28 protein-coding genes are annotated in these 26363 nt (G+C 64.4%); 4 read left to right on the top strand and 24 right to left on the bottom strand.

The features are described 5' to 3' along the window. Nucleotides 1-100: 100 nt before the first annotated feature. From flgL to flgB, 11 genes are all read right to left on the bottom strand, one after another. Nucleotides 101-1363: a flagellar hook-associated protein FlgL gene (gene flgL, locus AC07OK_RS16620; RefSeq protein WP_494691357.1), complete on the bottom strand. Its 1263-nt coding sequence runs from the start codon at nucleotides 1361-1363 to the stop codon at nucleotides 101-103. A 5-nt stretch (nucleotides 1364-1368) separates the two neighbouring features. After that, the gene (gene flgK, locus AC07OK_RS16625) at nucleotides 1369-3327 is read right to left on the bottom strand and encodes a flagellar hook-associated protein FlgK (RefSeq protein ID WP_494691358.1); all 1959 of its coding nucleotides are present in this window, start codon (nucleotides 3325-3327) and stop codon (nucleotides 1369-1371) included. A 65-nt stretch (nucleotides 3328-3392) separates the two neighbouring features. Next, nucleotides 3393-4379: a flagellar assembly peptidoglycan hydrolase FlgJ gene (gene flgJ, locus AC07OK_RS16630; protein ID WP_494691359.1), complete on the bottom strand. Its 987-nt coding sequence runs from the start codon at nucleotides 4377-4379 to the stop codon at nucleotides 3393-3395. Nucleotides 4380-4391: 12 nt separating this feature from the next. After that, entirely contained in the window at nucleotides 4392-5510 is a 1119-nt protein-coding gene (locus AC07OK_RS16635; protein ID WP_494691469.1) for a flagellar basal body P-ring protein FlgI, read from the bottom strand. Nucleotides 5511-5539: 29 nt separating this feature from the next. Further along, on the bottom strand, nucleotides 5540-6196 hold the full coding sequence (locus AC07OK_RS16640; protein WP_494691360.1) for a flagellar basal body L-ring protein FlgH: 657 nt from the start codon (nucleotides 6194-6196) through the stop codon (nucleotides 5540-5542). A gap of 22 nt (nucleotides 6197-6218) precedes the next feature. Further along, the gene (flgG, locus tag AC07OK_RS16645; RefSeq protein WP_020701608.1) at nucleotides 6219-7001 is read right to left on the bottom strand and encodes a flagellar basal-body rod protein FlgG; all 783 of its coding nucleotides are present in this window, start codon (nucleotides 6999-7001) and stop codon (nucleotides 6219-6221) included. An 81-nt stretch (nucleotides 7002-7082) separates the two neighbouring features. Continuing rightward, on the bottom strand, nucleotides 7083-7823 hold the full coding sequence (gene flgF / locus AC07OK_RS16650; RefSeq protein WP_217942029.1) for a flagellar basal-body rod protein FlgF: 741 nt from the start codon (nucleotides 7821-7823) through the stop codon (nucleotides 7083-7085). 11 nt (nucleotides 7824-7834) lie between these two features. Continuing rightward, nucleotides 7835-9394, bottom strand: a complete 1560-nt coding sequence (locus AC07OK_RS16655; RefSeq protein ID WP_494691361.1) for a flagellar hook protein FlgE — start codon at nucleotides 9392-9394, stop codon at nucleotides 7835-7837. 37 nt (nucleotides 9395-9431) lie between these two features. Next, the gene (locus AC07OK_RS16660; RefSeq protein WP_494691362.1) at nucleotides 9432-10139 is read right to left on the bottom strand and encodes a flagellar hook assembly protein FlgD; all 708 of its coding nucleotides are present in this window, start codon (nucleotides 10137-10139) and stop codon (nucleotides 9432-9434) included. Nucleotides 10140-10155: 16 nt separating this feature from the next. Next, a complete protein-coding gene (flgC, locus tag AC07OK_RS16665) occupies nucleotides 10156-10563 on the bottom strand; it encodes a flagellar basal body rod protein FlgC (protein ID WP_217942032.1) in 408 nt (135 codons plus the stop codon). 2 nt (nucleotides 10564-10565) lie between these two features. Then, the gene (gene flgB, locus AC07OK_RS16670; protein WP_494691363.1) at nucleotides 10566-10985 is read right to left on the bottom strand and encodes a flagellar basal body rod protein FlgB; all 420 of its coding nucleotides are present in this window, start codon (nucleotides 10983-10985) and stop codon (nucleotides 10566-10568) included. A 158-nt stretch (nucleotides 10986-11143) separates the two neighbouring features. Between flgB and flgA the strand changes: the two genes are divergently transcribed. From flgA to AC07OK_RS16685, 3 genes are all read left to right on the top strand, one after another. Further along, the gene (gene flgA / locus AC07OK_RS16675) at nucleotides 11144-11848 is read left to right on the top strand and encodes a flagellar basal body P-ring formation chaperone FlgA (protein ID WP_494691364.1); all 705 of its coding nucleotides are present in this window, start codon (nucleotides 11144-11146) and stop codon (nucleotides 11846-11848) included. 109 nt (nucleotides 11849-11957) lie between these two features. Continuing rightward, complete coding sequence (flgM, locus tag AC07OK_RS16680; RefSeq protein ID WP_332853048.1) at nucleotides 11958-12272, top strand: flagellar biosynthesis anti-sigma factor FlgM; 315 nt, start codon at nucleotides 11958-11960, stop codon at nucleotides 12270-12272. Between the two features lie 7 nt (nucleotides 12273-12279). Continuing rightward, nucleotides 12280-12756: a flagella synthesis protein FlgN gene (locus AC07OK_RS16685; protein ID WP_494691365.1), complete on the top strand. Its 477-nt coding sequence runs from the start codon at nucleotides 12280-12282 to the stop codon at nucleotides 12754-12756. A 7-nt stretch (nucleotides 12757-12763) separates the two neighbouring features. Here the strand turns inward: AC07OK_RS16685 and motD are convergent, their stop codons facing one another. The 10 genes from motD to AC07OK_RS16735 all read right to left on the bottom strand — a co-directional run bounded on the left by motD (nucleotide 12764) and on the right by AC07OK_RS16735 (nucleotide 23605). Then, nucleotides 12764-13540, bottom strand: a complete 777-nt coding sequence (gene motD, locus AC07OK_RS16690; protein ID WP_494691366.1) for a flagellar motor protein MotD — start codon at nucleotides 13538-13540, stop codon at nucleotides 12764-12766. A gap of 1 nt (nucleotide 13541) precedes the next feature. Next, nucleotides 13542-14288, bottom strand: a complete 747-nt coding sequence (locus AC07OK_RS16695; RefSeq protein ID WP_494691367.1) for a flagellar motor protein — start codon at nucleotides 14286-14288, stop codon at nucleotides 13542-13544. After that, complete coding sequence (locus tag AC07OK_RS16700; RefSeq protein ID WP_494691368.1) at nucleotides 14270-15001, bottom strand: RNA polymerase sigma factor FliA; 732 nt, start codon at nucleotides 14999-15001, stop codon at nucleotides 14270-14272. Before AC07OK_RS16700 ends, AC07OK_RS16695 begins: the two co-directional genes overlap by 19 nt. 43 nt (nucleotides 15002-15044) lie before the next feature. Then, nucleotides 15045-15842, bottom strand: a complete 798-nt coding sequence (locus AC07OK_RS16705; RefSeq protein WP_494691369.1) for a MinD/ParA family ATP-binding protein — start codon at nucleotides 15840-15842, stop codon at nucleotides 15045-15047. After that, nucleotides 15835-17277 carry a flagellar biosynthesis GTPase FlhF gene (gene flhF, locus AC07OK_RS16710; RefSeq protein WP_494691370.1) on the bottom strand — a complete coding sequence of 481 codons (1443 nt, stop codon included), beginning with the start codon at nucleotides 17275-17277 and terminating at the stop codon, nucleotides 15835-15837. The genes AC07OK_RS16705 and flhF overlap by 8 nt, the downstream gene beginning before the upstream one ends. 150 nt (nucleotides 17278-17427) lie before the next feature. Beyond that, nucleotides 17428-18423, bottom strand: coding sequence for a DUF4351 domain-containing protein (locus AC07OK_RS16715; RefSeq protein ID WP_494691371.1), 996 nt, complete (start codon nucleotides 18421-18423; stop codon nucleotides 17428-17430). 49 nt (nucleotides 18424-18472) lie between these two features. Then, the gene (flhA, locus tag AC07OK_RS16720) at nucleotides 18473-20593 is read right to left on the bottom strand and encodes a flagellar biosynthesis protein FlhA (RefSeq protein ID WP_494691372.1); all 2121 of its coding nucleotides are present in this window, start codon (nucleotides 20591-20593) and stop codon (nucleotides 18473-18475) included. Then, nucleotides 20590-21771 (bottom strand): flagellar biosynthesis protein FlhB, encoded by a 1182-nt coding sequence (gene flhB / locus AC07OK_RS16725; protein ID WP_494691373.1) that lies wholly within the window; start codon nucleotides 21769-21771, stop codon nucleotides 20590-20592. Before flhB ends, flhA begins: the two co-directional genes overlap by 4 nt. 107 nt (nucleotides 21772-21878) lie before the next feature. Then, nucleotides 21879-22889: a fumarylacetoacetate hydrolase family protein gene (locus tag AC07OK_RS16730; protein WP_494691374.1), complete on the bottom strand. Its 1011-nt coding sequence runs from the start codon at nucleotides 22887-22889 to the stop codon at nucleotides 21879-21881. Further along, nucleotides 22886-23605: a pseudouridine synthase gene (locus AC07OK_RS16735; RefSeq protein ID WP_494691375.1), complete on the bottom strand. Its 720-nt coding sequence runs from the start codon at nucleotides 23603-23605 to the stop codon at nucleotides 22886-22888. The genes AC07OK_RS16730 and AC07OK_RS16735 overlap by 4 nt, the downstream gene beginning before the upstream one ends. Before the next feature lie 177 nt (nucleotides 23606-23782). Here AC07OK_RS16735 and AC07OK_RS16740 point away from each other — a divergent pair, with 177 nt between their 5' ends. Further along, nucleotides 23783-24073 (top strand): hypothetical protein, encoded by a 291-nt coding sequence (locus tag AC07OK_RS16740; RefSeq protein WP_494691376.1) that lies wholly within the window; start codon nucleotides 23783-23785, stop codon nucleotides 24071-24073. Between the two features lie 208 nt (nucleotides 24074-24281). Here AC07OK_RS16740 and AC07OK_RS16745 read toward each other — a convergent pair whose 3' ends face one another. From AC07OK_RS16745 to AC07OK_RS16755, 3 genes are read right to left on the bottom strand one after another with little or no spacing between them, the layout of a single operon-like run. Then, on the bottom strand, nucleotides 24282-25307 hold the full coding sequence (locus AC07OK_RS16745; protein ID WP_494691377.1) for a S49 family peptidase: 1026 nt from the start codon (nucleotides 25305-25307) through the stop codon (nucleotides 24282-24284). Between the two features lie 19 nt (nucleotides 25308-25326). After that, complete coding sequence (locus tag AC07OK_RS16750) at nucleotides 25327-25698, bottom strand: Rieske (2Fe-2S) protein (protein ID WP_494691378.1); 372 nt, start codon at nucleotides 25696-25698, stop codon at nucleotides 25327-25329. Next, nucleotides 25698-26357, bottom strand: coding sequence for an HAD-IIIA family hydrolase (locus tag AC07OK_RS16755; protein WP_494691379.1), 660 nt, complete (start codon nucleotides 26355-26357; stop codon nucleotides 25698-25700). The genes AC07OK_RS16750 and AC07OK_RS16755 overlap by 1 nt, the downstream gene beginning before the upstream one ends. Nucleotides 26358-26363: the final 6 nt, after the last annotated feature.

Below are 26363 nucleotides of genomic sequence, written 5' to 3' on the forward strand. Positions count from 1 at the left end.
GACTTCCCCCCGTGGTAAAAAAGCCCCATCGGCACTGAGCGCGTTCTTGAGCGCGTTCAGGCTGATGGGGCTTTTTTTGTCCGCGCCAGCGGCGCCGGCGTCAGGTGATGTAGTTGAACAGCGAGAGCCCGGACAGGCTCTTGAACGATTTCTGCGCCGCGTCCAGCGTGGTCTGCTGCTGGGTGAACAGCGAGATCGCCTTGACCGTGTCGACATCCTGCAAGTTCGACAGCGTGGTGGCGTACTGCAAATTCAAATCGTCGCCGGAGCTGTCCAGGTAGTCCAGCTCCTTCAGGCGCGATCCCACCTCCGACTGGATCGACAACAGATTGTCGGTGGCATTGTCGATATTCACGTGGGCCTGATTGAGCTTGTTGTTCAGGTTGGCCTGCCCCGCCGGGCCGTCGCCGGGCGCGCGCAAGGCGGCGATCAGGTCCGACACGGTGGTGAAGATCGATTGCTTGGTGCTGGGCTGCACCGTGAAATTGTCGAGGTCGGCCGGATCGCCCTTGACGTCGAACTGCACCCCGTCGAAGGTGATGTTCTGGCCGCTGACATAGGGCTGCGGCACCGCCGGCACCGGCGCCGCGGGCACCGGCTGGTTCAAGGTCAGGTCGGTCACGGTGTAGGTGGTGACCTTGGGGATGCCCGGCGTGGCCGGCACCACCTGGAAATCCACCTGGTACTTGTGGCCGGTCAGCTGGGTCGCGTCCTTGACCGAGCCGGCGCTGATGATGCCGGAACCGCCGCGCGTGTAGTTGGCCGGATCGGCGAGGGTGGCAAAGGTGCCGTTGCCGCTCGCATTGTTTTCAAATACCGAGGAACCGGAATCGCTGATCGGCAGCTTGCGGGTCGACCCCACCTGCAATTCGCGCTGGCCCTGGTCGCCCTGGTAGGCGGCGCCGGTGGCGGTCTGGGTGAACGGCAAGGTGGTCGACTTGTAGCCCGAGAACACATAGCCGCCGGTGCCGTCGGCGGTGTTGGCCTGGCCCAGCAGATCGGCCAGCCGGCCTTCCAGCTCGGTCGCCAGCGACTCGCGGTCCTTCTGCGTCATGCTGCCGTCGCCGGCGTTGACCGCCAGCGTTTTGACGTCCTGCAAAATCGACGTGGAACTGGCCAGCGCCACCGTCTCCATCGACAGCGTGCCCTTGGCGTTGGAGCGGTTGGTCACCAGCTGGGTGTTGATCGATTGCGACTGCGTCACTTCCAGCGCGCGCGCGGTGGCGATCGGATCGTCGGCGGCGGACAGGTTCTTGCGTCCGGTCGACAGTTGTTGCTGGGTACGGGCGAGCGCGGTCTGCAGGCTGCTGATCTGCCCTACGCCGACGTCGTAGATCGTCTTGGAACTAATGCGCATGGACATGATAATTACCTAAGGTTGAGCAATACATCAAACAGGGTGCTGGCCACTTGCATGACCTTGCCGCTGGCCTGGTAGGCCTGCTGGTAGCGTAACAGATTTGCCGCTTCCTCATCCAGGTTCACACCGGAGACGCTCTGCTGTTGAGCGGTGGCCTGGCCCACGGCGGCGTCGGCGGCCGAGCCGCTGATCTGCGCCTCGCGCGCCTTGTTGCCGACAAAGTTGACCATCTGCGCGTAGGTGGTCTGATAGGTGGCGTTGCCGTTGTCGAGGATGTTCTTGGTTTGCAGGCCGGCCAGCAAGGCGCCGTTGCGGCTGTCGCCGACGCCGCTGACATTGGGGCCGATGGTGAACGTGTCGAGGTCGGCCGGCGTGCCGCTGATGTTGAAGTTGACGCCGCCGAAACTGATCGCCGCGCCGTCCGTGTAGGGCACCGTCGGCGTGCCGGCCGGATACACGGTGGCCACGCCGTTGACCGTCACCGTCACGTCCTGCGCCGGCGGGAAGCCCGATAGCGAACCGCTGGCCTTGTCGAAGGTCAGCGTGACCGGCGCGGCCAGCGCGTTGCCCGGCGTCAGGTAATTGACGTCCACGGTGCCGGCGCTGATCTTGGCGTTGCCGGCGTTGGCGGTCGGCGCGGCGGTGGCGATCGGCGCCGCCAACGCGATCTTGGTGCGGTCGCTGATGGCGACGCTGAACTGGTCGGCCGCGGTGTAGGTCGGCCGCACCAGGAAGTTGTCCTTGTCCACCGGCGCGCCGGTGATCGTGTAGTCGACGCCGTCGATGGTTTGCGGCACCGCCTGCGGGAAGGGGTTGATCTGCGTGATCTGGCCGTCGCTCAGGCGGGTGACGTTGAAATTGGTGCCGTCGTAGTCGACGCTGTAATCGCTGGCGGTCAGCTTGCTGGCGTCGGTGACGACGGCGCTGACGTCGGCCGTACTGACCGGCGAGTTGTGGCTGTTGATGCCGACATAGGCGTTGATCGGCTTGAAGAACGCCGTGCCGAGCGCGCCGTTCTGGTCCTGGCCCAGCACATGCTGGGCGTTGAAGCTGACCGCCAGTCCGGCCGCCACCTGGCCCAGCGAGTTTTGCGCGCGGTCCATGGCGCCGTTGCGGAACGAGACCAGGCCGCCCAGCTGGCCGCCGGTCAGCACGCTCTCCGGCAAGGCGCTGAAGACGCCGCTGTCGCTTTGGTAGCCGACCGTCACGCGGCTGGCGTCGGTCGGCGAGTTGGAGGTCGCCAGCTGGAAGGCGGTGCCGCCCACCACCAGCGGCTGGCCCGTGCCGAACTCGACCGTCAAGGTGTTGTTGTCGCCCGGGATGACGGTGGTCTTGATCAGCTTGTTCAGCTCGGTCAGCATCTGGTCGCGGTGGTCCAGCATGTCGTTGGGCGCCTTGCCGTCCGTGGTCAGGCCGGCGATGGTCTTGTTGATCGCGGCGATCTGGGTGGCGTAGGAATTGATTTCGCCGACGTTGGACGTGATCTGGCCGTTGACGCCGGAAGCGATCTCCGACAGCCGCGCGCTCAGGCCCTGGAAGCGCGACGCCAGCGACGAGGCGGTCGACAGCATGGCCTGGCGCGACGCGGCCGAGGCCGGATTCGAGGTGGCGTCCTGCACGCCGTTGAAGAAGTCCTGCAGGGCCGGCGACAGGCCGGCGGTGGGGTCGGCCAGCAGGTTGTCGATCTGGCTGATCTGCTTGGTGTAGGCGTCCAGCGAGGCCTGGTTGGACTCGGCGTTGCGCAGCTGGACCGCCAGGAAGTTGTCGTAGTAGCGGCGCACCGTCGTCACCTCGGTGCCGGTGCCGACGAAGCCAAAGCCCTGGTCCAGGGTGGCGGTATCGGACTGGATGGCGGCCTGGCGGCTGTATCCAACCACGCCGGCGTTGGTGATGTTGTTGCCGGTGGTCGACAGCCCCACCTGGGCTGCCAACAAACCGCTTTTGCCGATACTGAGAAGACTGGACATAATGTTTTTACTCTATTTGTAGATGGTAACGGCAGTTTGCCGCCAAACTTGATGAAATAACTCGATCAGCCCGCCAGCGAACGCTTGATGATGCTGGTGAGCTTGTTCGCGTAATTCGGATCGGTGGCGTAGCCGGCCTTCTGCAAGCCGTGGGCGAAGCTGCTGGCGTCGCCCGCGCTGGCCAGCACTTTTTCATAGCGTGGATTGCTGGCCAACAGCTTGGCGTAATCCTTGAAACTGTCGCTGTAGCTGTCGTAGGCGCGGAAACGCTCGACCTTGGTCTGCGCCTTGCCGTTGACGTATTCGGTGGTGGTGGCCTCGACCACCTTGCCCTTCCAGTCGCCGCCGGCCTTGATGCCGAACAGGTTGTGGCTGTTGCTGCCGTCGCGGCCCTTGATCTCGCGCTTGCCCCAGCCGCTCTCCAGCGCCGCCTGGCCCAGCATGAACTTGGCCGGAATGCCGGTGGCGCGGCTGGCTTCCTCGGCGTCGGCGCCGAGCTTTTGCTGGAAGCTGCGCACGTGCGGCGCCTGGCTGCCCTTGTTGATGTTGGTGGCCGGAACCGCACTGTTGTCGTCGACCGAGCCCGCCGCGCCGCCGGGGCCGCCGGCCGCCGCGATGGCGCGCTGCAACTTGGCGTCCATCAGGCTGGACAGGCCGCCGAAGCTGCCGCCGTTGGCGCCGCTGCTGGCATCGACGGCCTCGTTGCCGATCGCCAGCGCCTTCTGGTCGGCGGTCTTGGACAGCTGGCGTATCAGCATGTCCGACAGGCCGATGCCCTTCTTGGCGATATTCTGGCTGGTCTGCTGGTCCAGCATGGTGGTGAACATCTTGGTCTGCTGGCTGTCCATCATGCCATCCTGCGGCGTCGCTTCGCGCATGCTCTTCATCATCATGTTGACGAACATGGCTTCGAACTGCGTGGCGGCGGTCTTCAACGCCTCCGGGCTGCCGGCCTTGGCCGACTGGCGCAGGCTGCCCATGTCCTTGAGGTCGAGGGCGAACTTGCTGCTGAGGTCGTTGGATGTATTCGCGTTGGGAACTGAGCTCGTCATGATGCGCCTCGCTTAGATGATTTCCAGCTCGGCGCGCAGCGAACCCGCCGCCTTCATCGCCTGCAAAATGGCCAGCAAATCCTGGGGCGTGGCGCCGATGGCGTTGAGCGCCTTGACCACCTCGGCCAGCGAGGCGCCGCCCTTGACCATCATGACCTTGCCGCTGTCGGCCTTGATGCCCACCTGCTGGTTGGGCGCGACCACGGTGCGCCCGCCCGACAATGGATTGGGCTGGCTGATCTGCGGATCGGCGGTCACCGAGATCGACAGATTGCCGTGCGAGATGGCGCAAGTGTCGAGCGTGACGGCGCGGTTCATCACCACCGAACCGGTGCGGGCGTTCATGATGACCTTGGCCGGCTGCTCGGCCGGGTTGACCTGCATGTCCTGCAAGGTGCCGATGAAGCTCACGCGCTGGTCGCTGCTGCTGGGCGACTGCACGCGGATCACGCGGCTGTCCAGCGCGTAGGCGATGCCGGAGCCGTATTTGTCGTTGATCGCCTCGACCACGCGGCTGGCGGTGGCGAAGTCGGCGGTGTTCAATTCCAGCTTGATGAAGTTGCCCTCGCCCAGGGTGGAGGCGACCGCGCGCTCGACCGTGGCGCCGGCCGAAATCTTGCCCACGCTGAGGTGGTTGACGGTCAGCGAACTGCCGCCCGCGCCGCCGGCCGCGACGCCCACGCCGCCCACCAGCACGTTCCCTTGGGCCATGCCGTAGACCTGGCCGTCGGCGCCTTTGAGCGGCGTCATCAAGAGCGTGCCGCCGCGCAGGCTCTTGGCGTTGCCCATCGACGAGACCGTGATGTCGAGCGTCTGGCCCGGCTGCGCGAACGGCGGCAGCGAGGCCGTCACCATCACGGCGGCGACGTTCTTCAATTGCAGCGAGGTGCCTTGCGGCAGGTTCACGCCCAGCTGTTGCAGCATCGAGACCACGCTCTGCACGGTGAACGGCGTCTGCGTGGTCTGGTCGCCGCTGCCGTCGAGGCCAACGACCAGGCCGTAGCCGATCAGCTGATTCTGCCGCACGCCGGCAATGCTGGCCAGGTCGCGCAGGTGCTCGGCGTGGGCCGGCTGCGCCAGCAGCGCGGCCGCCACCAGCGACAACGCGGCCAGCCTGCGTGCGCCCAGCATGAATGATTGAGTGCTGTCCATGATCGCCATCAGAAAGGTAACAGGCTTTGGAAGAAGCGCGAGGCCATCGACGTCATCTCGGCGCGGTCGATCTGGCTGTTGGTGCGGTACTCGACCTTGGCGTCGGCCACGGCGGTCGACTGCACGGTGTTGCCGGTGGCGATATTGTCGGGATTGATCATGCCGGAGAAGCGGATGAATTCCACGCCCTTGTTCATCGCCACCTGCTTCTCGCCGGCCACGATCAGGTTGCCGTTGGCCAGCACCTCGACCACGGTCACGCCCATGGTACCGGTGAAGGTGTTGCTGGCCGACTGGTTGTCGCCGTCGGCGTACTTGCTGGCGTTGTTGGCGGCCAGGGTGGCGCCGAAGGTCGACTGCAGCGGATGCGGCACGCTGGCGCTGACGCTGCCGGACTTGTTGCCCGAGCTGGCGCCGGCTTTGACGGCGGAGGTCTTCTCGGTGATGACCAGGGTCAGCACATCGCCCACCTGGCGCGCGCGGCGGTCTTCGAAGATCGGACGGAAGGCGGCGTTCTGGTAGATCGCACCGTTGGTCGGCGCCGCCTGCAGCTGGGCGCTGGTCAGCGGACGGGCCGACATCGGCATCTGCACGATGGAGGTCGGCGTGGCCATGCAGCCGCTCAGGGCGGCCGCTGCTGCAACGATGGTGATGGCGGTTTTCATGCTCTATGTCCTTGCAAGTGCGTTACATCTGCGACAGCTTGGCCAGCATCTGGTCGGAAGTCGTGATGGCCTTCGAATTGATTTCATAGGCGCGCTGGGTCTGGATCATATTGACCATTTCCTCGACCACGTTGACGTTCGAGGTTTCCACGTAGCCTTGCAGGATGACGCCGGTGCCGTTGGTGCCGGGGGTGTTGGTCTGCGCGTTGCCGGAAGCGCCGGTTTCCACGTACAGGTTCTCGCCCTTCGACTCCAGCCCGGTCGGGTTGATGAAGGTCGACAGCTGGACGCTGCCGATCTGCTGCGGCGCCACCTGGCCCGGCAGCGTGACCGAGACGGTGCCGTCGCGGCCCACGGTGATCGATTGCGCGGTGATCGGGATGGTGATGGCCGGCTGCAGCACGAAGCCGCTGGAGGTGACCATCTGGCCGTTGTTGTCGCGCTGGAAGGAGCCGTCGCGGGTGTAGGCGGTGGTGCCGTCCGGCAGCAGCACGTTGAAGAAGCCGTTGCCGTTGACCATCAGGTCCTTGTCATTGCCGGTCGACTGCGGATTGCCCTGGGTGTGCACCCGCTCGATCGCCACCGGCCGCACGCCGGTACCGAGCTGCATGCCCGACGGCAGGTTGGTCTGTTGCGACGACTGGCCGCCAGGCTGGCGGATATTCTGGTACAGCAAATCCTCGAACACGGCGCGCGACTTCTTGAAGCCGTTGGTGCTGACGTTGGCCAGGTTGTTGGACGTGACATCGAGCGCAGTCTGTTGCGCTTCCATGCCAGTCTTGGCGATCCACAGTGAACGTATCATGATGCTTCTCCCGTTGCTCGGATGGGAGCCGTCAAAAGCGACAGCTACTCATCCCACGCCACCATTATGCGGGACAGGGCATCAACTCAAAGCGAGGATCTGGGTGGCTTTTGCGGCGTTATTCTCGGCGTTCTTCAGCAAACTCATTTGCATCTCGAACTGCCTTGCCAGACTGATCATGTTGACCATGGAGTCGACCGGATTGACGTTGCTGCCCTCCAGCGCGCCATCGACCACGCGCACCGCCGGGTCGTTCTCGGCCGGCGTGCCGCTGACTTGCCGGAACAGGCCGTCGTCGCCGCGCACCAGTCCCTTGACGTCCGGGTTGACCAGCTTGATCCGCCCCAGTACATTGGCCGGGCCGGGCTTGAAGTCGGTGGAGATGGTGCTGACGGTGCCGTCGCCGGCCACCATCACCGTGGTGTCGGGCGGAATGGCGATCGGGCCGCCGTCGCCCACCAGGGTCTGGCCGCTGGTGGTTTGCAGCAGGCCGTTCTCGCTGACCTTCAGGCTGCCGTTGCGGGTGTAGGCTTCCGAACCGTCGGCCGACTGCACCGCGATCCAGCCCTGGTCGCGCACCGCGATGTCGAGCGCGCGGCCGGTGGTCTGGATCGGGCCGGCCCGCATGTCCGCGCCGACCGTGGAGTTGACCACGAAGGCGCGGGTCTGCAAGCCGTCCGACACCACCGGCACCGCCCGAAACGTATCGAGCTGCGCGCGGAAGCCGGTGGTGGTGGCGTTGGACAGGTTGTTGGCAACGGTGGCTTGCTGATCCATCACGTGCCGCGCACCTGTCATCGCGGTATAAACCAGGCGGTCCATGGCTTACTCGATTAACGGAGGTTGACCAGGGTTTGCAGCACCGAATCCTCGGTCTTGATGGTCTGCGCATTGGCCTGGTAGACGCGCTGCGCGGTGATCATGTTGACCAGTTCGGCCGTCAGGTCGACGTTCGACACTTCGACCGAGCTGGCGCGCAAGGAGCCCATCGAGCCGGCGTTCGGCACCCCGACCTGCGGCGTGCCCGAAGCCGAGCTTTCCGCCCAGGCGTTGTTGCCCAGCGGGGTCAGGCCGTCGACGCTGGCGAAGTTGGCCATGGCGATCTGCCCCATCGGACGCGACTTGCCGTTGCTGTACTGGCCCAGGATCACGCCGTTGGCGTCGATGGCGTAACGCTGCCACGAGCCGGCCGAGTAACCGTTCTGCACCGAGCCCAGGTCGTTGGTGACGCTGCCGTACTGGGTGGTCTTGTCGAAGGTGGTGGCGACCGTCATCGGCTGCTGGGCGCCGGTGTCCGGGAAGATCGGCAGCTGGATATTAAACGGCAGCGTTTGCGGAGTCGGCACCATCAGGGCCATCGCCTCAGGGTCCAGCACGCCGGTCTTGGTGAACAGCAGCGTACCGGCCTTGACAGCCGGCACCGTGATGGCGGCCGCCAGCTTGGCGTTGATCTGGTCCGGCGTCATGCCGGTGATGGAACCGCTACTGGTCGGATCGAGCGCGACAGAAGCGGCCGTCAGCGCGTCCAGCTGTGCCTGCGAGGCGGCGGCCGGTGGGACGCTGGCTGCCGCCAACATCGACTGGTAGGCCTGCGCCGCGTAGGCGCCGGCGGCGAGGGCAATATCGGCAGCCACCGGCGGCGTGGCGCGCACGGCATCGTTGTAGGCGGTGCGTAAGCCCTGCACGGCGACGTCGCTATTGATCGCCGCCGCCACGCCGGCCGAAACGATTTCCTTGTTGTCGGCCGCCGCGTACACGTCCCAGGTATTGGCATCGGTCTTGACGTAGTAAGTCGTCATGATGTGCGAGGTGCCCAGGCTGTCGTACACGTTCAGCACGGTCTGCTTGTTGTAGCTGTTCGGATCGCCAGCATCGAACGGTATCTTGGCCGGCACTTTCTCGGCCGAGCTCAGGTTCAGCTGGAAGTTGGCTGTGGAAGTTTGCACCGGCGTCAGGTCGGACTTGTCCAGCGTCAGCGGCACCGGCGCGCCCAGCTGGATCACGCCGGCCGCGTTCGACAGATAACCGGTCAGCTGCGCGCCCTGGGCGTTGAGCAGCGTGTGGGTGTTGTCTTCGTGGAACTGGCCGTTGCGCGAATACTGCACCGCGCCGTTGACCACTTCGCGGAAGAAGCCGCCGCCGTTGATCGAGATGTCCAGCGGGTTGTTGCTGGTCTCGATATTGCCCTGCGTGAATTGCTGGGCCAACTTGGCCGTCGTCACACCGATGCCGGGATTGTTGCCCGACACGCCGTTCAGCGAGTTCGCGTACAGGTCCGCAAACTGCGCCTGCGAGCCCTTGAAGCCAACCGTGCTGGCGTTGGCGATGTTGTTGCCGATAACGTCCAGCGATTTGGATGCTGCGTTCAGGCCGCTAAGTCCTTGTTGGAACATGGTATTCCCCTATGCTAGGTGTGACGTGTGAACTGCGTTACAAAACTTCTTTGACATCGGACATGGCGAACTGTCCGAGCGAGGTATTCAATTTGACGCCGCCGCTGCCGGTCGACACGCTGGCCACCGCCGCCAGCTGCAGCGCGGTCGCATCGGGCAGCGTCTTGCCGGCGCTGACCGCCTTGACGGTGAAGGTGTAGGCGCCGGCCGGCGCGGCGGTCTTGCCGTCGGTGCTGCCATCCCAGGTGATCGGGTAGGTGCCGACGTCGGTGCTCTTCATGCTCATGGTGCGCACCGTGGCGCCGCTCTTGTCCTGGATCGAAATCGTCACGCTCTCGGCCGGCGAGGCCAGGTCGATGCCGAACACGCTGGTGCTGGTGCTCTTGCCGGCGTCGTCGGTGCTGGTCGACAGCTGGATGCCGGCGCCCTTCACCAGCACGCCCTTGCCGATCAGGTTGGTGGCGGTCAGCGATTGCGAAGCGGCCTGGTCGGTGCGCAGCGACTCCAAGGTGGCATTGACCTTGTTGATGCCGGTCACCGTCGACAGCTGGGCCAGCTGGCTGGTCATGGCCGCGTTGTCCATCGGGTTCAGCGGGTCCTGGTTCTTCAGCTGCGTGACCAGCAGCTTCATGAACTTGTCCTGGTCCGCGCCGATGTCGTTGGACGTGCTGCTGGTGTTGCTGGTGTTGCTGGTGGTGTTGACCGGCGCCGCCACTGGCGTGTCGATCACTGAGCTGATAGTCATGATTGCCTCTTAAAAATTACTGGCCGATGGTCAGGGTCTTGAGCAGCAGCGTCTTGGCCGCGTTCATGGTCTCGACGTTGGTCTGGTAGGAACGCGAGGCCGACAGCATGTTGACCATCTCGTCCACCACGTTCACGTTGGGCATGGTCACATAGCCCTTGTCGTCGGCCATCGGATGCTTGGGGTCGTACATCTGCTTCATCGGCGACTGGTCTTCCACCACCTGCTTGACCCGCACCCCGGTCGAGGCGCCGCCGTCGGCCGGCGTGGTCGCTTCGAACACCACCTGGCGCGCGCGGTAGGCTTCGCCGCTGGCGCTGGTGGCGCTGTCGGCATTGGCCAGGTTGGACGCCACCACGTTGAGCCGCTGCGCCTGGGCGCTCATGGCCGAACCTGAAACATTGAAAATATTAAACAGCGACATGATCAGCTACCTCCCTGTATCGCCGCCATCATGGATTTGATCTGGGCGTTGATTGCGGTGATGCCAGCCTCGTAGCGGATGGCGTTGTCGGCGAACTGGTTGCGCTCGACGTCCATGTCGACCGTGTTGCCGTCGACCGCGCCCTGCACCACGCCGCGGTACAGCAGCGGCGTACCGTCCGCCATCGTGGTGCCGTCTTGCTGAGGGTTGGGGTAATGCTTGCTGGCGGTGGTCTTCAGCGTCGCGGTGGCGTTGGTCTTGTCCAGCGCGGCCTGCATGGCGCTGGAGAAGTCGATGTCGCGCGCCTTGTAGTTGGGCGTGTCGCCGTTGGCGATGTTCGAGGCGAGCACGCTCTGCCGCTGAGAGCGCAGCCCCAGCGCGGCTTCGTTGAAGCGCAGATAATCGTCGAGTTTCCCAACCATGACAGCTCCCTATGGACGTACTTGTTATGACAGGATCGATGATACGGAGTTGCCCCTGGTAACCATCGAGCGATAAGAAAGCGCTTTTCGGTCCTATTCAAGGCTTCAAGTCCAGACCGCCAGACTATGATGGCAATATTGAAGAGGACTCCCACACCATGAAACGACTGCTCACCACTGCCGCCCTGCTGGCCCTGCTGCCGGCGGCCCAGGCCCAGGCTCAGCAAGCCGCGCCTTTGCGTCAGGACGCGGCCGCGCTCAAGCGCAGCGTCGAACAGTTCCTGCAGGTACAAAGCGGCGGCCTGCCCGGCCAGGTCACGGTCGCCGTCGGCGCCGTCGATACTCGCATGAACCTGGCCGCCTGCCCCGACCCGCAAGCCTTCTTCATGCCCGGCGCGCGCGCCTGGGGCAAGACCACGGTCGGCGTGCGCTGCGTGGCGCCGGCGGCGTGGACGATCTATATCCAGGCCACGGTCAGCGTGGTCGGCGACTACATCGCCAGCGCCGCGCCGCTGGCCCAGGGCCAGGCCATCGAGGCCGGCCAGTTGGTGACCCTGAAGGGCGATCTGACAACATTGCCGGCCGGGATAGCCACCGACATGGGCCAGGTGATCGGCCGCAGCACCAATATTTCGCTGCCGCCGGGCACGCCGCTGCGCCTCGATACGCTGCGCAGCAAGCCGGTGGTGCAATCCGGCCAGCTGGTGCGGCTCGTTTCCAGCGGCAACGGTTTCAGCGTGTCGGCCGAGGCGCGCGCCATGAGCACGGCGGGCGACGGCCAGGTAGTGCAGGTAAAAACTTCCGGCGGGCAACAAATAACGGGAATCGCCAAGGCGGGCGGGCTGGTGGAGGTGGCGTTTTGATCGAACGCCAGGGGGGCTTGAGGCACGGCAGCGCTAAAGTTTTGGCGTCTGCCGCCGTTACATACTCAGATCCCGGAGTTTCGTACTCCTACCAGAGAAGGATAGCGCTGTGAAAATTAACGATACATTGAAGAGCACGACCGGCTTGCCGTCGTCGACGCCGGCTTCTACCTCGACTGCGCGCGGCGCAGACAAGGCGGCAGCCCCGGCGACGCCTGCAACGTCCGACAACGTGCGCCTGTCGCCGCAAGGCCAGGCATTGGCGGCCAGTGCGGCCGGCGGCGCCAGCGCCGTGTTCGACACCAAAAAAGTCGAGCGCATCAAGCTGGCGATTGCCGACGGTCAGTTCCAGGTCAACTCGGAAAAAGTAGCGGATGGCTTGCTGGACACAGTCAAGGATCTGCTGCACTCTCGCAAACGATAGGTCTACCATGTCAACCGCTACCCCGCTGAACAGCCTGCGCGAAGAAGAACACATCATGACGACCCTGCTGGGCGTTTTGAAGCAGGAGCAGCAACACCTGGTGGCGGCGGAAATCGACGGCCTGACGGCGGTCACCACGAAGAAATCGGCACTGGTCACGCAGATGACCCTGTTGTCGGCCCAGCGCCACCGCGCCCTGGGCAAGGCCGGCTACCCGGCCGAGGAAGCCGGCATGGATGCCTGGGTTGCCGCCAGCGGCGCCGACGCCGCCGAAGCGTCCGTCCTGTGGCAGGCGCTGCAGCACCATGCGCGCGAAGCCAAGGAGCTGAACCGCATCAACGGCATGCTGATCAACAAGCAGATGAACCACACGCAAGGCGCGCTGCAAGCGCTGCGTCCGCAATCGGCGGGCGCGAACAACTTCTACGGCCCTGGCGGCCTGCCCACTTCCCTGCCCCGCAGCCGCGGCTTCCTGGCCGGCTGATCCAGATTTACTGCTGAGCCGGCGCCGGCGTCGGCACTTCCGTCACCGTATCCGGGATACCGGACAAGATCGTGACCGCCACGCGGCGATTGCGCGCGCGGCCGATCGGGTTGTCGTTCGGCGCCACCGGCACGTTCGAGCTGAAGCCCACCGCCGTCAGCCGTTCCGGCGCCACGCCGGCGTCGATGAATAGCCGCACCACGCTGCTGGCGCGCACCGCCGACAATTCCCAGTTGGACGGGAACAGCGTGTTGCGGATCGGCTGGTTGTCGGTGTGGCCTTCGACCTGCACCTTGTGATCGTCGTTTTTCAGCAGGCCGGCGACGGCACGCAGCGCCTCGGTCGACTCATTGGTCAGGCGCGCCTCGCCCGGATCGAACAGCACCGAGGCGTTGATCTCGACGCTGACGCCGCGGCTGTTCTGCGTGACCCGCACCTTGCCCTCCTTGACCAGCGGCGCCAAGGTGGACAACAAGTCCTGCGCCAGCTTGGTCATCTGGGTTTTTTCCTTGCGCAGCAGTTCGGCGTGGCGCCGCAGGTTGGGATTGGGGATGGGCAGGTTGGGCACTTCGGTGGTGACCGGCTTGGCCGAGCCGGCGCCGCCGAAGGCGTCGCCCAGCGCCACCGACAGCACCTTGTAGCGGCCGATATTGACCACCGAAATCGCATACATCACCACGAAGAAGGCGAACAGCAGGGTGATGAAGTCGGCGTAGGAGATCAGCCAGCGCTCGTGGTTCTCCGGTTCGTCGTCGAACTTCCTGCGGGCGCGCCGGTTCTGCATGTCAGTGTTCCCGCAGCAGCGTGGCGATGCGTTCGTCGATGACGCGCGTGTGGTCGCCGGTGGCGATGTCGTAGAACACGGCGGCGGCGATTTCCTGCTGGTGCACCGCCTGCGTGACGATGGCCTTGAGCTTGTTGGCGATCGGGTAGAAGAACAGGTTGGCCAGGCCGACGCCGTAAATGGTCGACACGAAGGCCACGGCGATGCCGGAACCGAGCTTGCTGGGATCGGTGAGGTTTTCCATCACGTGGATCAGGCCCAGCACCGCGCCCAGGATGCCAATGGTGGGCGAATAGCCGGCCGCCGATTCCCAGATGCGCACCGCCTGGCGTTCTTCCGTTTCGTAGGCGGTGATTTCGGTGTCGAGGATCTGGCGCAGCTTGTCGGGATTGATGCCGTCGACGATCAGGCGCAGGCCCTTGGTGTTGAACTTGTCCTTGGAGGCGAGCATATAGCGCTCCAGCGACAGCAGGCCGTCGCGGCGCGCCGCCAGGTTCCAGGCGTTGATGTCGCGCGCCAGCAGCACGCGGGTGTCGGCCGGCGGCGCGAACACCAGGCGCAGCATGCGCAGGCCGCGCACAAAGGTCTGGAACTTGGTCTGCAACAGCACCGCGCCGAAGGTGCCGACCACGACGATCGCAAACGCCGCCGGTTGTAACAACGACGCCAGCTTGCCGCCCTCGAGCGTCTGGCCGACCACGATGCCGGCCAGCGCCAGCAGCACCCCGGCTACGCTGGCCCAGTCCAAGACCGCTCCCGAAGTGAGGCGCGCAACCGTGCCACGGCCTGCGTATGCAGCTGCGATACGCGCGATTCCGATACGCCCATGACGGCGCCGATTTCTTTCAAGTTGAGCTCCTCTTCGTAGTACAGCCCCATCAGGATCTTTTCGCGCGGCGGCAGCGCGTCGATGGCGTCGATCACGGCCTGGCGGAAGTCGCCGTCCAGCAGCGAGCGCAGCGGATCGCTCTCCTCGTCCGAGCAGTAACGGTCGAGGAAGCTGTCGTTGCCGTCGTCGTCGTGAAAATCCTCGTAGTACACCAGCTGGTGGCCGCCGCCGTCGGACAGCATGTCCTGGTAGTCGGCCAGCGACAGCTTGAGCATCTTGGCCACTTCCGACTCGCTCGGCGGATGGCCCAGGCGCTGTTGCAGCGTGCTCATCGCGGTTTCGATCTTGCGCATGTTCTGGCGCATCGAGCGCGGCAGCCAGTCGCTGCTGCGCAGTTCGTCGAGCATGGCGCCGCGGATGCGCAGCACGGCGTAGGTTTCAAACTGGGCGCCATGGGTGTCCTCGTAACGGCTGATGGCGTCGAGCAGGCCGATCATCCCGGCTTGCACCAGATCGTCGACTTCGACGCTGGGCGGCAGTTTCGCCTTCATGTGATGGGCCAAGCGCTTCACCAACGGCATATGCTCCGTCAGCAAAGAATCCTTGTCCACTTTCCCTTTGACCGTGTACATAGCCTGTTTATTATTGATTAAGCGCTAAAATTATGATGCTCCCTTAACGGAAAGATGGCGAGCCGGCCAGCGCGAAGCGCCCCGCCAGTTGACGAAACGCGACCGAAGCCCCGGCCAGCGGAAACGCATCGACCACCGCACGCCCCAAGCGTGCCGCGCGCTGCAGGTATTCATCCGCCGGCACCGATCCCATCGAAACGAGGTTCACCGCCAGGTATCGGCTTGCTGCCTGTGCCATATTATCGTATACCACCTTTGCTTCCGATTCGGAAGCCCCGGTGACCAGAATTCCAAACGGCCGCCGACCGAGCTCCTGGTTCAGGCGCTTGATCATACTGTACGCGGCCTTGATCGAGGTAGCGCTATTCGATACCTGCACCACGATTTCCGAGCTGGCCATGACCGGCACCGGGAAGGCCACGCCGTCGAACTCGCCGTCGACGATGACGATGCCGGTCTGCTTGGCCAGCACGTCGAAGGCCTTGGCCAGGCGGCGCGTCTCGTCCGGGCCGCTGCGCGCCACGCCGCGTGTCATCGACGCCACAGCGAAGCCTTGCGGCACCTGGTGGATCACCTGGTTCAGCGCGCACTCCTGGCGCGCCACGTCGAGCAGGCTGGCGCCGCCATCCACGCCGAGGCGGCTGGCCACGCCGTGGGCGCTGGCGCAGGCGTCCACCAGCAGCACGTCGTTGCCGGCCCGGGCCAGCGAGGCGCCCAGGTTGACCAGCATGGCGCCCTTGTCGTCCTGCGGCGTGGCCGACAGGAAGGTGACGATGCGGGGCTGGGCCCCCGCCAGCATGCGGCGCAGTCCCTCCGCCTGGTCGAAATCGAAATTAGCCAAGGTGCACCTCGCGCATTGCTTGCTGGGCCTGGCCGTTGCTCATCAGCAGAGGCAGTTCGGCGTCCAGGTATTGGGTGCTGACGACGTCGCGTTTCAACTTGAAAGCGCGATCGATCAGGTAGGCCGGATCGGCCAGGTGCAGGTCTTCCGGCACGCGTTGGCCGTTCGAGACGTAGAACAGATTGAGTTTTTGGCGGATCACCACGTCGAGCACATTGCCGATCGCGGCCGCTTCATCCAGCTTGGTCATGATGCAGCCGGCCAGGCCGCTGCCCTGATAGGCGCGCACCACTTCGTTCAGGGTTTCCTGGGTGGCCGTGGCGTTCAGGCACAGCAGGCGCTTGACGTCGGCACCGGCGCCTTGCAGCATCGAGACCTGTTCCGTCACCATCTGGTCGCGCTGGCTGACGCCGACCGTGTCGATCAGCACCGTGTGCTTGTTCTTCAGTTCCTTCAGGGCGATGCGCAGGTCGGCCTCGTCCTTCACCGAGTGCACCATCACGCCGAGGATCTTGCCGTAGATGCGCAGCTGCTCGTGGGCGCCGATGCGGTAGGCGTCGGTGGTGATCAGGGCCAGCTTGTCCGGGCCGTGGCGCATCACGCAGCGCGCGGCCAGCTTGGCGGTGCTGGTGGTCTTGCCGACGCCGGTCGGGCCGACCAGCGCGAACACGCCGCCCTGTTCGATCAGCGCGTCTTCGTTGGCCATGGTTTGCAGGTTGCGGGTCAGGACGTTCTTGATCCAGCGCAGGCTGTCGGCGGCGTCGCGGTTGGCCGGCAGTTTTTCGATCAGGTAGCGCGCCAGGCTGGCCGAGAAGCCGGCCGCCAGCATCTCGCGCAGCACGGCGGCTTTCTGCGGCTCGCGCGCTTGCGTGGTGCCCCAGGAGATTTCGGCCAGCTGGGTTTCCATCATGCCGCGCATGGCGCGGATTTCACTCATCATGCCCTGCATTTCGGCGGCGGCGCTCTGCTTGGCGCCGGCGACGGCGGCACTGACCATGGCGGCGATCTGATCGACGTCCAGCGCGGCCTGGGCCGGCGCCGGCGCGGCGGCTGCGGCCTTGGTGGCGCTGGCGAACGACGAAGCGGACGCCACCACGCGGCGCACCGGTTGCGCTGGCGGGGCGGCTGGCGCCTGGGTTGGGGTGCTGGATTCGAAGCGCGGCTCCATGCGCTGTTCCAGGCGCGGCTCATGACGCTGATCGGCGCGGCCTTGCGGGCCGGCGCTGCCCAGGTCGAGCGACGGCGCCGGTTCGGCCATCGGCGAGTGCGGCGCCGGCATGGCCAGCGAGGCGGCATCGTCGTTGGCCAGGGCGAGGATTTCAACGCCGCCATCGGCCTGGCGGTTGGACAGGATCACGGCATCGGGGCCGAGCGATTCGCGCACTTTGCGCAGCGCCTCGCGGGATGTCGGTGCGGTAAATTTTTTGACGTTCATGGCCGGCTCTCAGGAATCTAAGTCAAGCAGTGCGTCTTCCGGATGAGACGCCTTTACTCTGACAGTGCCATTATTAACGATGCACTCTGGAAACGATCCGAGGAACAGGGGGGCAAATGGGCCGCATTTCGCCATTGCGGCCGAGGCGGCTTAAGGGCTGTGGAAAACCTCATCCAGCGAGGTGGCGCCAACGAAGTTTTTTGCCCATGCCGACAGCTGCGATTCATCGGCCGCCAGAAGCCGTGTGCGGACAGCAGCATCCAGCTCGCCGAAGCGTTGCTGCAACAAGGCGGTCAGCAAGGCAGACTGCCCTTCTTGCCGTCCTTCTTGCCGTCCTTGTTGCCGTCCTTGTTGCCGTCCTTCTTGCCGCCCTTCTTCAAGTCCGTGCTTGCGCCATTGCTCCATGCAAAGGCGTTCCATCGAAGATATGTAAGGCATAGTTCGCCTCCTTTCCAATTGCAAAGCCACGTAGGCCACCCGAACTTCCAATGCTTGCGGCAATCGCATGATCCAGTCGATCACCCGGTACAAATTGATGATACGCCGCTTGTCCCAATCTCGCTGATACAGAAGTTTGGTGAGCCGCAATTTGGCGGCGCGCCGGCGGTGGGGACTTCCCCTGGTCTGCCGCGCCTGCAAATGCGCCAGCGTCACCAATGCAAAGGGGTTCTCGTGCCACTGCAACTCGTCAAGACGATCGGCGAAGTCCAATAGTTTAACGACAGGGAATTCAATCCCCATCGTGCAGCCAAGCAAACGGTAACTGAACGACGAAGGCCGCCAACGCTTGCCACCATCGGTCAGCAACGCCATGCTGGCTACCGCACGGTGGTAGCGATCATAGACGCGATAGTTGTAGACGAACATACGTTCCGCAAAGTCCGTATCGCGCCAGCCCTGCACTTCCAGATGTAGCAGCACCCATTGCTCGCCGCCATCATGCAGCTGCACCGAAACCAGCTTATCGAGCAAGCGTTTGCCCAACTCGGCATCGCAAGTCAGCGCGGAAAATTCCTGATCGAGAAATGTGTACGGCCGCGACCAATCGATCGCGGCATACGCAAGAGGGAAATAAAAGGCCATGAACTCGGGGAAGTGGTGCATGACCGCTTCCTTCCATGGCGTATCGAAATCGTCGTCATCCATGCAAGCAGTCTAGGCCGCCCACATGGATGCATCCGCGATCCGCTCAAACTTAAGCCGGCTGCTGGCCCACCAGCGCCGTCACACGGATGGTCTTGGTCTCCGGGATCTCCGCATGCGACAACACCTTCAACTGCGGCAAAGCGCGGCGCAGGAAGCGCGACAACAAGGCCCGCAGTGGCCCCGGCACCAGCAGCACCGGCGTCAAGCCCAGCGCCTCCTGCTGCTGCGCCGCCGTCTGCGCCTGCTGGGCGATGGTGTCGGCCAGCCCCGGCTCGATGCCGGCGCCGTCCGGACCGCTGGCCGCCAGCGCCTGCATCAACAGGCGTTCCAGGCGGTTATCCAGGGTCATCACCGACAACTCGCTGGCGCCGGGGAACAGCTGTTGCACGATGGCGCGTCCCAGCGCGATGCGCACCAGCGCCGTCAGGTCGCCCGGGTCCTGCGTGTGCACGGCGTGCTCGGCCAGTGTCTCGATGATCGAGCGCATGTCGCGGATATGCACGCCTTCCATCAGCAGGTTCTGCAACACCTTCTGCAGCGTCGACAGCGAGACCATCTTCGGCACCAGGTCTTCCACCAGCTTGGGCGCATCCTTGCCCAGGTGGTCCAGCAGCGACTGCACCTCGGCCCGGCCCAGCAGCTCGGAGGCGTGGGTCGTGATCAGGTGATTCAAGTGGGTCGCCACCACGGTGCCGGCGTCGACTACCGTATAGCCCATGCCCTGCGCCTGGTCGCGCAGATTGGCGTCGATCCACGTGGCCGGCAGGCCGAAGGCTGGATCGGTGGTCGTCATGCCCGGCAAGGTGCCGCTGGCCATGCCCGGATTGATCGCCAGGAACTGGCCGTTGAAGGCCTCGCCCGTGCCCACTTCCACGCCCTTGAGCGTGATGCGGTAGGCCGACGGCTTCAATTCCAGGTTGTCGCGGATGTGCACCGGCGGCGCCAGGAAACCCACCTCCTGCGCGAACTTCTTGCGGATGCCCTTGATGCGCTTGAGCAGCTCGCCGCCCTGGGTCTTGTCCACCAGCGGAATCAGGCGATAGCCCACTTCCAGGCCCAGCGTATCGACCGGCATGATGTCCTGCCAGCTGGCCTCCTCCTGCTCCGGCGCGGCGGCCGGCGACGCCGCCGCTTCGGCCGCCGCCACTTCGGCGATCTTGCCCTCTTCCGCCTTGCGCGTCATCATATAGGCCGAACCGGCCAGCACGCCGGCCAGCAGCAGGAACACCAGGTTGGGCATGCCGGGGATCAGGCCCATGCCGCCGATGATGGCGGCGGTGATGTAGAGCACCTGCGGCTTGGCGAACAACTGCCCCACCACCTGGGTGCCGATGTCCTGCTCGCTGGCCACGCGCGACACCACGATACCGGCCGCGGTCGAAATCACCAGCGACGGGATCTGCGCCACCAGGCCGTCACCGATGGCCAGCAAGGTGTAGTTCTTGAGCGCGTCGGCAAAGGTCAGGTCGTGTTGCAGCAGGCCGACCAGCAGGCCGCCGACCACGTTGATCACCGTCACCAGGATGCCGGCCACGGCGTCGCCGCGCACGTATTTGCTGGCACCGTCCATGGCGCCGTAGAATTCGGCTTCCTGCGCCACTTCGCTGCGGCGCTTGCGGGCGTCGGCCTCGCCGATCAGGCCGGCGTTGAGGTCGGCGTCGATCGCCATCTGCTTGCCCGGCATCGCATCCAGGGCGAAACGCGCGCCCACCTCGGCGATGCGGCCCGCACCCTTGGTCACCACGGTGAAGTTAATGATCGTCAAAATAATGAAGACCACGATACCGACCGTGTAGTTACCGCCGATCAGGAAGTGGCCGAAGGCCTCGATCACCTTGCCGGCGGCGTCGGGACCGTTGTGGCCCTCGGTCAGCACCACGCGGGTCGAGGCCACGTTCAGCGACAGGCGCAGCATGGTCGACACCAGCAGGATGGTCGGGAAGGCCATGAAGTCCAGCGGCTTGACCGTGTACAAGCTGGTCAGCAGCACGATCACCGCCAGCGCGATGTTGAAGCTGAAGAAGATGTCGAGCACAAAGGCCGGCAGCGGCAGCACCATCATCGCCAGCAGCATGATGATCAGGATAGGCGCGGCCAGGCTGCTCTTGTTGCGGCTGTTGGCGATGCCTTGCAGCCATGGCGGCAGTTTCAGGTTGCTCAGGGCGTTCATGCGGGTGCTCCGTTATTCAAGTCGGGTTTCTGCTTGTGCGATGCGGGGTTGAGCGGATCGAGCTCAGGCGGCACATCGAGTGTCTTCGGTACATCCGGGCGGTTGCCGTCGCCCTTGCTGAACAGGCGCAGCTGGAACACATAGGCCAGCACTTCGGCCACCGCCGAGTACAGCGCCTCCGGAATCTCGTCGCCGATCTCGGTGTGCTTGTGCAGCGCGCGCGCCAGCGCCGGCGCTTCCAGCATGATCACCTTGTGCTCCCTGGCGATCTCGCGGATCTTGGCCGCCACCTCGTCGGTGCCCTTGGCCACCACCTTCGGCGCGCCGCGCATGCCGTCGCTGTACTTCAGCGCCACCGCGTAGTGGGTAGGATTGGTCACCACCACGTCGGCGGTCGGCACGTCGGCCATCATGCGGCGCTTGGCCATCTCGCGTTGCAGCTGGCGAATCTTGGCCTTGATTTGCGGATTGCCGTCGGATTCCTTGGATTCCTGGATCAGCTCCTGGCGGGTCATCTTCAGCTTGTTCGCGTAGTGCCACATCTGGTAGGGACCGTCGATGGCGGCGATCAGGCCGAGCGCGCCGACGATGAACAGGAAGCTGCTGCCCAGCATATTGAGGGTGTGCGTCATGCCCAGCTTGAGCGGCTCGACCGCCAGGCCGATCACGGCGTCCTTCTGCTTCATCACCACCAGCCAGGCCACCATGCCGACCACCAGCGCCTTGGCCACCGCCTTGAACAGCTCGACCAGCGAGTTGGACGAGAACATATTGCCAAGGCCGTTGGCGGGATTGAGTTTGTTGAAATTGGGCGCGATCGCCTTGCCGCTGAACAGCCAGCCGCCCACCAGCAGCGGCGACGCCAGCGCGACGATCATCACCGCGATGCCCAGCGGCAGGCAGGCGAGCATCACCCGCACCACGTCGACGCCGATGCGGTTGAGCAGGATGTCGGCATCGAAGATTTGCTCCTGGCTCAAGCTCAGGCCGGACACCAGGGCGGCGTTGAGCTGGCGCACCAGCCCGTCGCCGGTCATCCACAGGCCGGCGCCGGCCGCCATCAGCACGGTAAACGTCGCCACTTCCCGCGAACGGGGAACGTCGCCCTCTTCACGCGCCTGCTCGAGGCGCTTGGCTGACGCGGGTTCGGTCTTTTCTGCGTCGCTGTCTTCTGCCATGGAATCTGCCTGCTGCGGGGTTTATCTCGACAGTGCCATTATCGACCGCGGCAGGACCGGGCCATCGCCCGAATACGGCGGTATTTCCGGCCCTGCTCGTAGATTCTTTACGGCAATTTCCGGCCGTTCGGCTCGGCGCTCGCCTGTTTGACCGCCTGCTCGATGGCGCCAAACACGGATTTGCCGTCGCCGCCCAGCATTTCGATGCGGATGGTGTCGCCGAACGCCATGTAGGGCGTGAGCGGCGCGCCGCCGGCGATGGTCTCCAGGCAGCGCTGCTCGGCGATGCAGGAATAGCCGCGCTTGGCGTCCTTGTTGGACACCGTGCCCGAGCCGATGATGGACCCGGCCCGCACATTGCGCGACTTGGCCAGGTGGGCGATCAACTGCGGGAAGTTGAACACCATGTCGACGCCGGCCTGCGGCTTGCCGACCAGCTTGCCGTTCCAGGTCGACAGCAGCGGCAGGTGGACCTTGCCGCCCTTCCAGGCGTCGCCCAGCTCGTCCGGCGTGACCGCCACCGGCGAGAAGCTGGTGGCCGGCTTGGACTGCACAAAGCCGAAGCCCTTGGCCAGCTCGTCCGGAATCAGCTTGCGCAGCGACACATCGTTGACCAGCATCAGCAGGCGGATGCGCTGGTGCGCCTGGTCCGGCGTCGCGCCCATGCTCACGTCGTCGGTGATGACCGCCACTTCGGCCTCGAAATCGATGCCCCACTCCTCGTGGAACAGCGCGATGTCGTCGTGCGGGCCGAGGAAATCGTCGCTGCCGCCCTGGTACATCAGCGGGTCTTCCCAGAACGACGGCGGCAGCTCGGCGCCGCGCGCCTTGCGCACCAGCTCGACGTGGTTGACGTAGGCCGAGCCGTCGGCCCACTGGAAGGCGCGCGGCAGCGGCGCCATGCAGTTCTCCGGCGCAAACTCGAAGCTGCGGCGGGCGCGGCCCTGGTTCAGCTCCTGGTAGATGGCGTCCAGCTGCGGCGCGATGAAGCTCCAGTCGTCCAGCGCGCGCTGCAAGGTGCGCGCCACGCCGTCGGCCAGTTGCGCGGTCTTCAGGTCGCGCGACACCACCATCAGCTGGCCGTCGCGGGTGCCGTCCTTCAGCGTCGCCAGCTTCATGCGGCGGGCGCCAACAGCGCCAGTTGTTCCGCCGTCAGATAGCACCACTCGCCCTCGGCGATGCCCAGCGACTCCAGCGTCAGCGCGCCGATGGCGGAGCGATGCAGGGCGCTGCAATGGTTGCCGGCGGCCGCCAGCATGCGCTTGACCTGGTGGTACTTGCCCTGCTCCAGCACGATTTCCAGCTGGTGCTCGCCGCGCTTGACGCAGGTCTGCGCCGCCAGCGGCGCCGGTTCGTCGTGCAGCTGCACGCCGGACAGCAATTGCGCCACCAGCTCGTCGGTCACCGCTTCCTGCGTGGTGGCCTGGTAAATCTTCGGCACATGGCGCTTGGGCGACGATTGCGCGTGGATGAAGGGGCCGTCGTCCGACATCAGCAGCATGCCGGTGGTGTCGTGGTCGAGGCGGCCGACCGGCTGCACTTCGCGCCAGCTGAACTGTTCGGGCAGCAGGGTCAGCACGCCGGGGTGGTGGCTGGGCTTGCGCGAGCATTCGAAATTGGCCGGCTTGTTGAGCGCGATATACAGGTGCTCGCGGTAGACCCATTCTTCGTCGAAGATGGTCAGCACCAGGCCATCGGTCTCGATGCTGGCTTTGTAATTGTCGTGCACGACGCCGCCGATGCTGACTTCGCCATCCTCGATGAGGGAGCGGCAATACTTGCGGGTGCCATAACCCTGCGATTGCAGGATGCGGTCTAGGGATAGTTTACTCATGGCCGGATTTTACAGGATGGCGGTGGCAGCGGGAAGGCGCAAATTATTGCAGTGCAGCATTCATTCTAGATAGTTATCAACCTTGATGAATATCAAGTCCCGCGCCAATTCCGTTGATAAACTGAAATTGCACTAGGAATCCGCCTAGTGCATTAGGAAAGCTCAGCAGGACCTACCATGTCTACCCTACTCTCCGTTACGACAGCGGCTCAAGAACAGGCCGCCATGCACAGAACCGAACTGCTGCTGGCGCGCTGCCGCAGCTGCCTGCCGCCGGACGCCGCGCCCGCCGGCGCTCTGGAACAATGGCATGCCAACCGACAAGCGCAGTTCCTGGCTTGGCTGGATGCCGGCGGCTTCGCGCAAAGCGACGCCGCAATTGAAAACAGCGGCATTGCGCCGCTGTTTTCAGCCCCATTACAGGACTCTTTACGAGGAATCGAAATTCTCTCTACTCCGCATCAATGATGCAGCTGAGTAGTTCCATCAAACTGAACAAGATCGTGCTGACAACAAGATAAACTGTTTATATCGGCCTCCCTTGGAAAGAACTACAACACCACTATAGTCCACCGGGTCGGATATGCAAGCATGAATAAGGCTGGATTGATAATGTTAATCGCGAGTCCAGTGATGCGATCACTGCGACTAACGGCCAGCCTGCCTTTCCGCCCGCCTAGCGCAGGCTGGGCTTGACGTTGTCCAGCGCCGATTTGACCGCGCCGGCGCCCATCGCCGCGCCGAATTTCTTCAGCACGCGCTCCGGCAAGCCTTCATGCTGGGTGTAGTCGATGATGTCTTCGGCCTTGACCACGTCGCGCGCCACGCTGTCGACCGTGCCGAAGGCGTCGGCCAGGCCCATGTCGATGGATTTGGCGCCGGTCCAGAACAGGCCGGAGAACATTTCCGGGCTTTCCTTCAGGCGCTTGCCGCGGCCGCTGCGCACCACCTGGATGAACTGCTGGTGGATCTCGTTGAGCATGGTCTGCGCGTATTGCTTGTGCTTGTCGGTCAGTGGGCTGAACGGGTCCATGAAGCCCTTGTTCTCGCCGGCCGTCAGCAGGCGGCGCTCGACGCCGACTTTTTCCATGATGCCGGTGAAGCCGAAGCCATCCATCAGCACGCCGATCGAACCGATGATGCTGGCCTTGTTGACGTAGATGCGGTCGGCGCCGGCGGCGATGTAGTAACAGCCAGAGGCGCAGATTTCATCGACCACCACGTACAGCGGCTTGGCCGGATAGCCCTTGCGCAGGCGCACCATCTCGTCGACGATCATGCCCGCTTGCACCGGGCTGCCGCCTGGACTATTGATGTGCATCACCACCGCCACCGAGCCGCTGTCGGAAAACGCCTTGTTCAGCGCGGGTATCACCACCGAGGCGGCGCCGCTGCCCTCGGACTCGATCGCGCCTTCGATCTCGATCAGCGCCGTGTGGCGGCCCAGGGTTTCTTCCGAGCCGGTCCAGCTGATATCCAGGTAGGCGCTCAGCCCGACCACGATCACCAGCAAGGTCACGGCCTTGAAGAAGATGCCCCAGCGGCGCGCCGCCTTCTGCTCCTTGAGCGTGGCAAACACCAGCTTTTCCAGCACCTCGCGCTCCCAATTGGACGCTGTGACCGTTGCCTTGACCGGCACAGGAGGCGCCGATGCTGGTTTTTCGGCGTTGTTACCGCCATTTTCGCTAGTGTTATCGCTCATAGTTCTCGTTTAAGGTCAGTCAGGCGCGCGCGGGGCGCACGTAGTCATCCGGTTGCCAAAAAATCTGCTGATCGCGCTCAACGACGCTGATCGGGCGCAAACGTCCGCCTTTGCATGGCCCGCCGGCGCAGAAACCGCTTTCCGGCACGTAGATCGCGCCGTGCGTGGAGCACATCAGGTACAGCCCGCTGGACTCGAAGAACTCGCCTTCGGCCCAGTCCAGTTCGATCGGCACGTGGGCGCAACGGTTCAGGTAGGCGTATGCCTTGCCGCCGTAGCGCACCACGAAACCGGTGCCATCGTCGCCGCCGGCCGTCACCGGGAAGCGCACGCCCTTGCCGCCCTCCAGCACGGCGTCGGCGGCGCAGATCAGGATATCTTCGTCAGCCATTATGCGTGCTCGCTCAGCCATTGATGCAACTCGGCCACCGTGGCGGCCGAGTACAGCGGCTTGCAGGCGGCCAGCTGATCGACCGGATGGGCGCCATACTGCACCGCGATGGCAGACGCGCCGGCATTGTTCGCCATCAGCAAATCATGCGAAGTATCGCCGATCATCACGGTACGGCGCATATCCTGGCCCAATTCCCGCGTCAACTCCTGCAACATGGCGGGATGTGGCTTGGAGAAGGTTTCATCAGCGCAACGGGTGGCGTCAAACATGGACAACAGCTTGACGTCATTCATGGCGCGGTTCAGGCCGACCCGGCTCTTGCCGGTGGCCACCGCCAGGAAATAGCCGTTCTGCGACAGTTCCGTCAGCATGTCCTGCACGCCGGGGAACAGGGTCAACTCGTGGTCGCGCGACAGGAAGTGATAGCGGTAACGTTCCACCATGCGCGGATAATACGATGAATCGATCTCCGGCAACACCGCCTGCATGGCTTCATGCAGGCCGAGGCCGATCACATGGGCGGCAACGTCGTCGCGGGGGATCGGCAGGGACAAGTCCCTGGCCGCCGCCTGGATGCACTTCACGATGGTTGACGTTGAATCCATCAACGTTCCATCCCAATCGAAGACGATTAAATCAAATTGCTTTCTTGCCATGTGTTC

This window comes from Duganella sp. GW821-FHT07G03 (assembly GCF_059418605.1).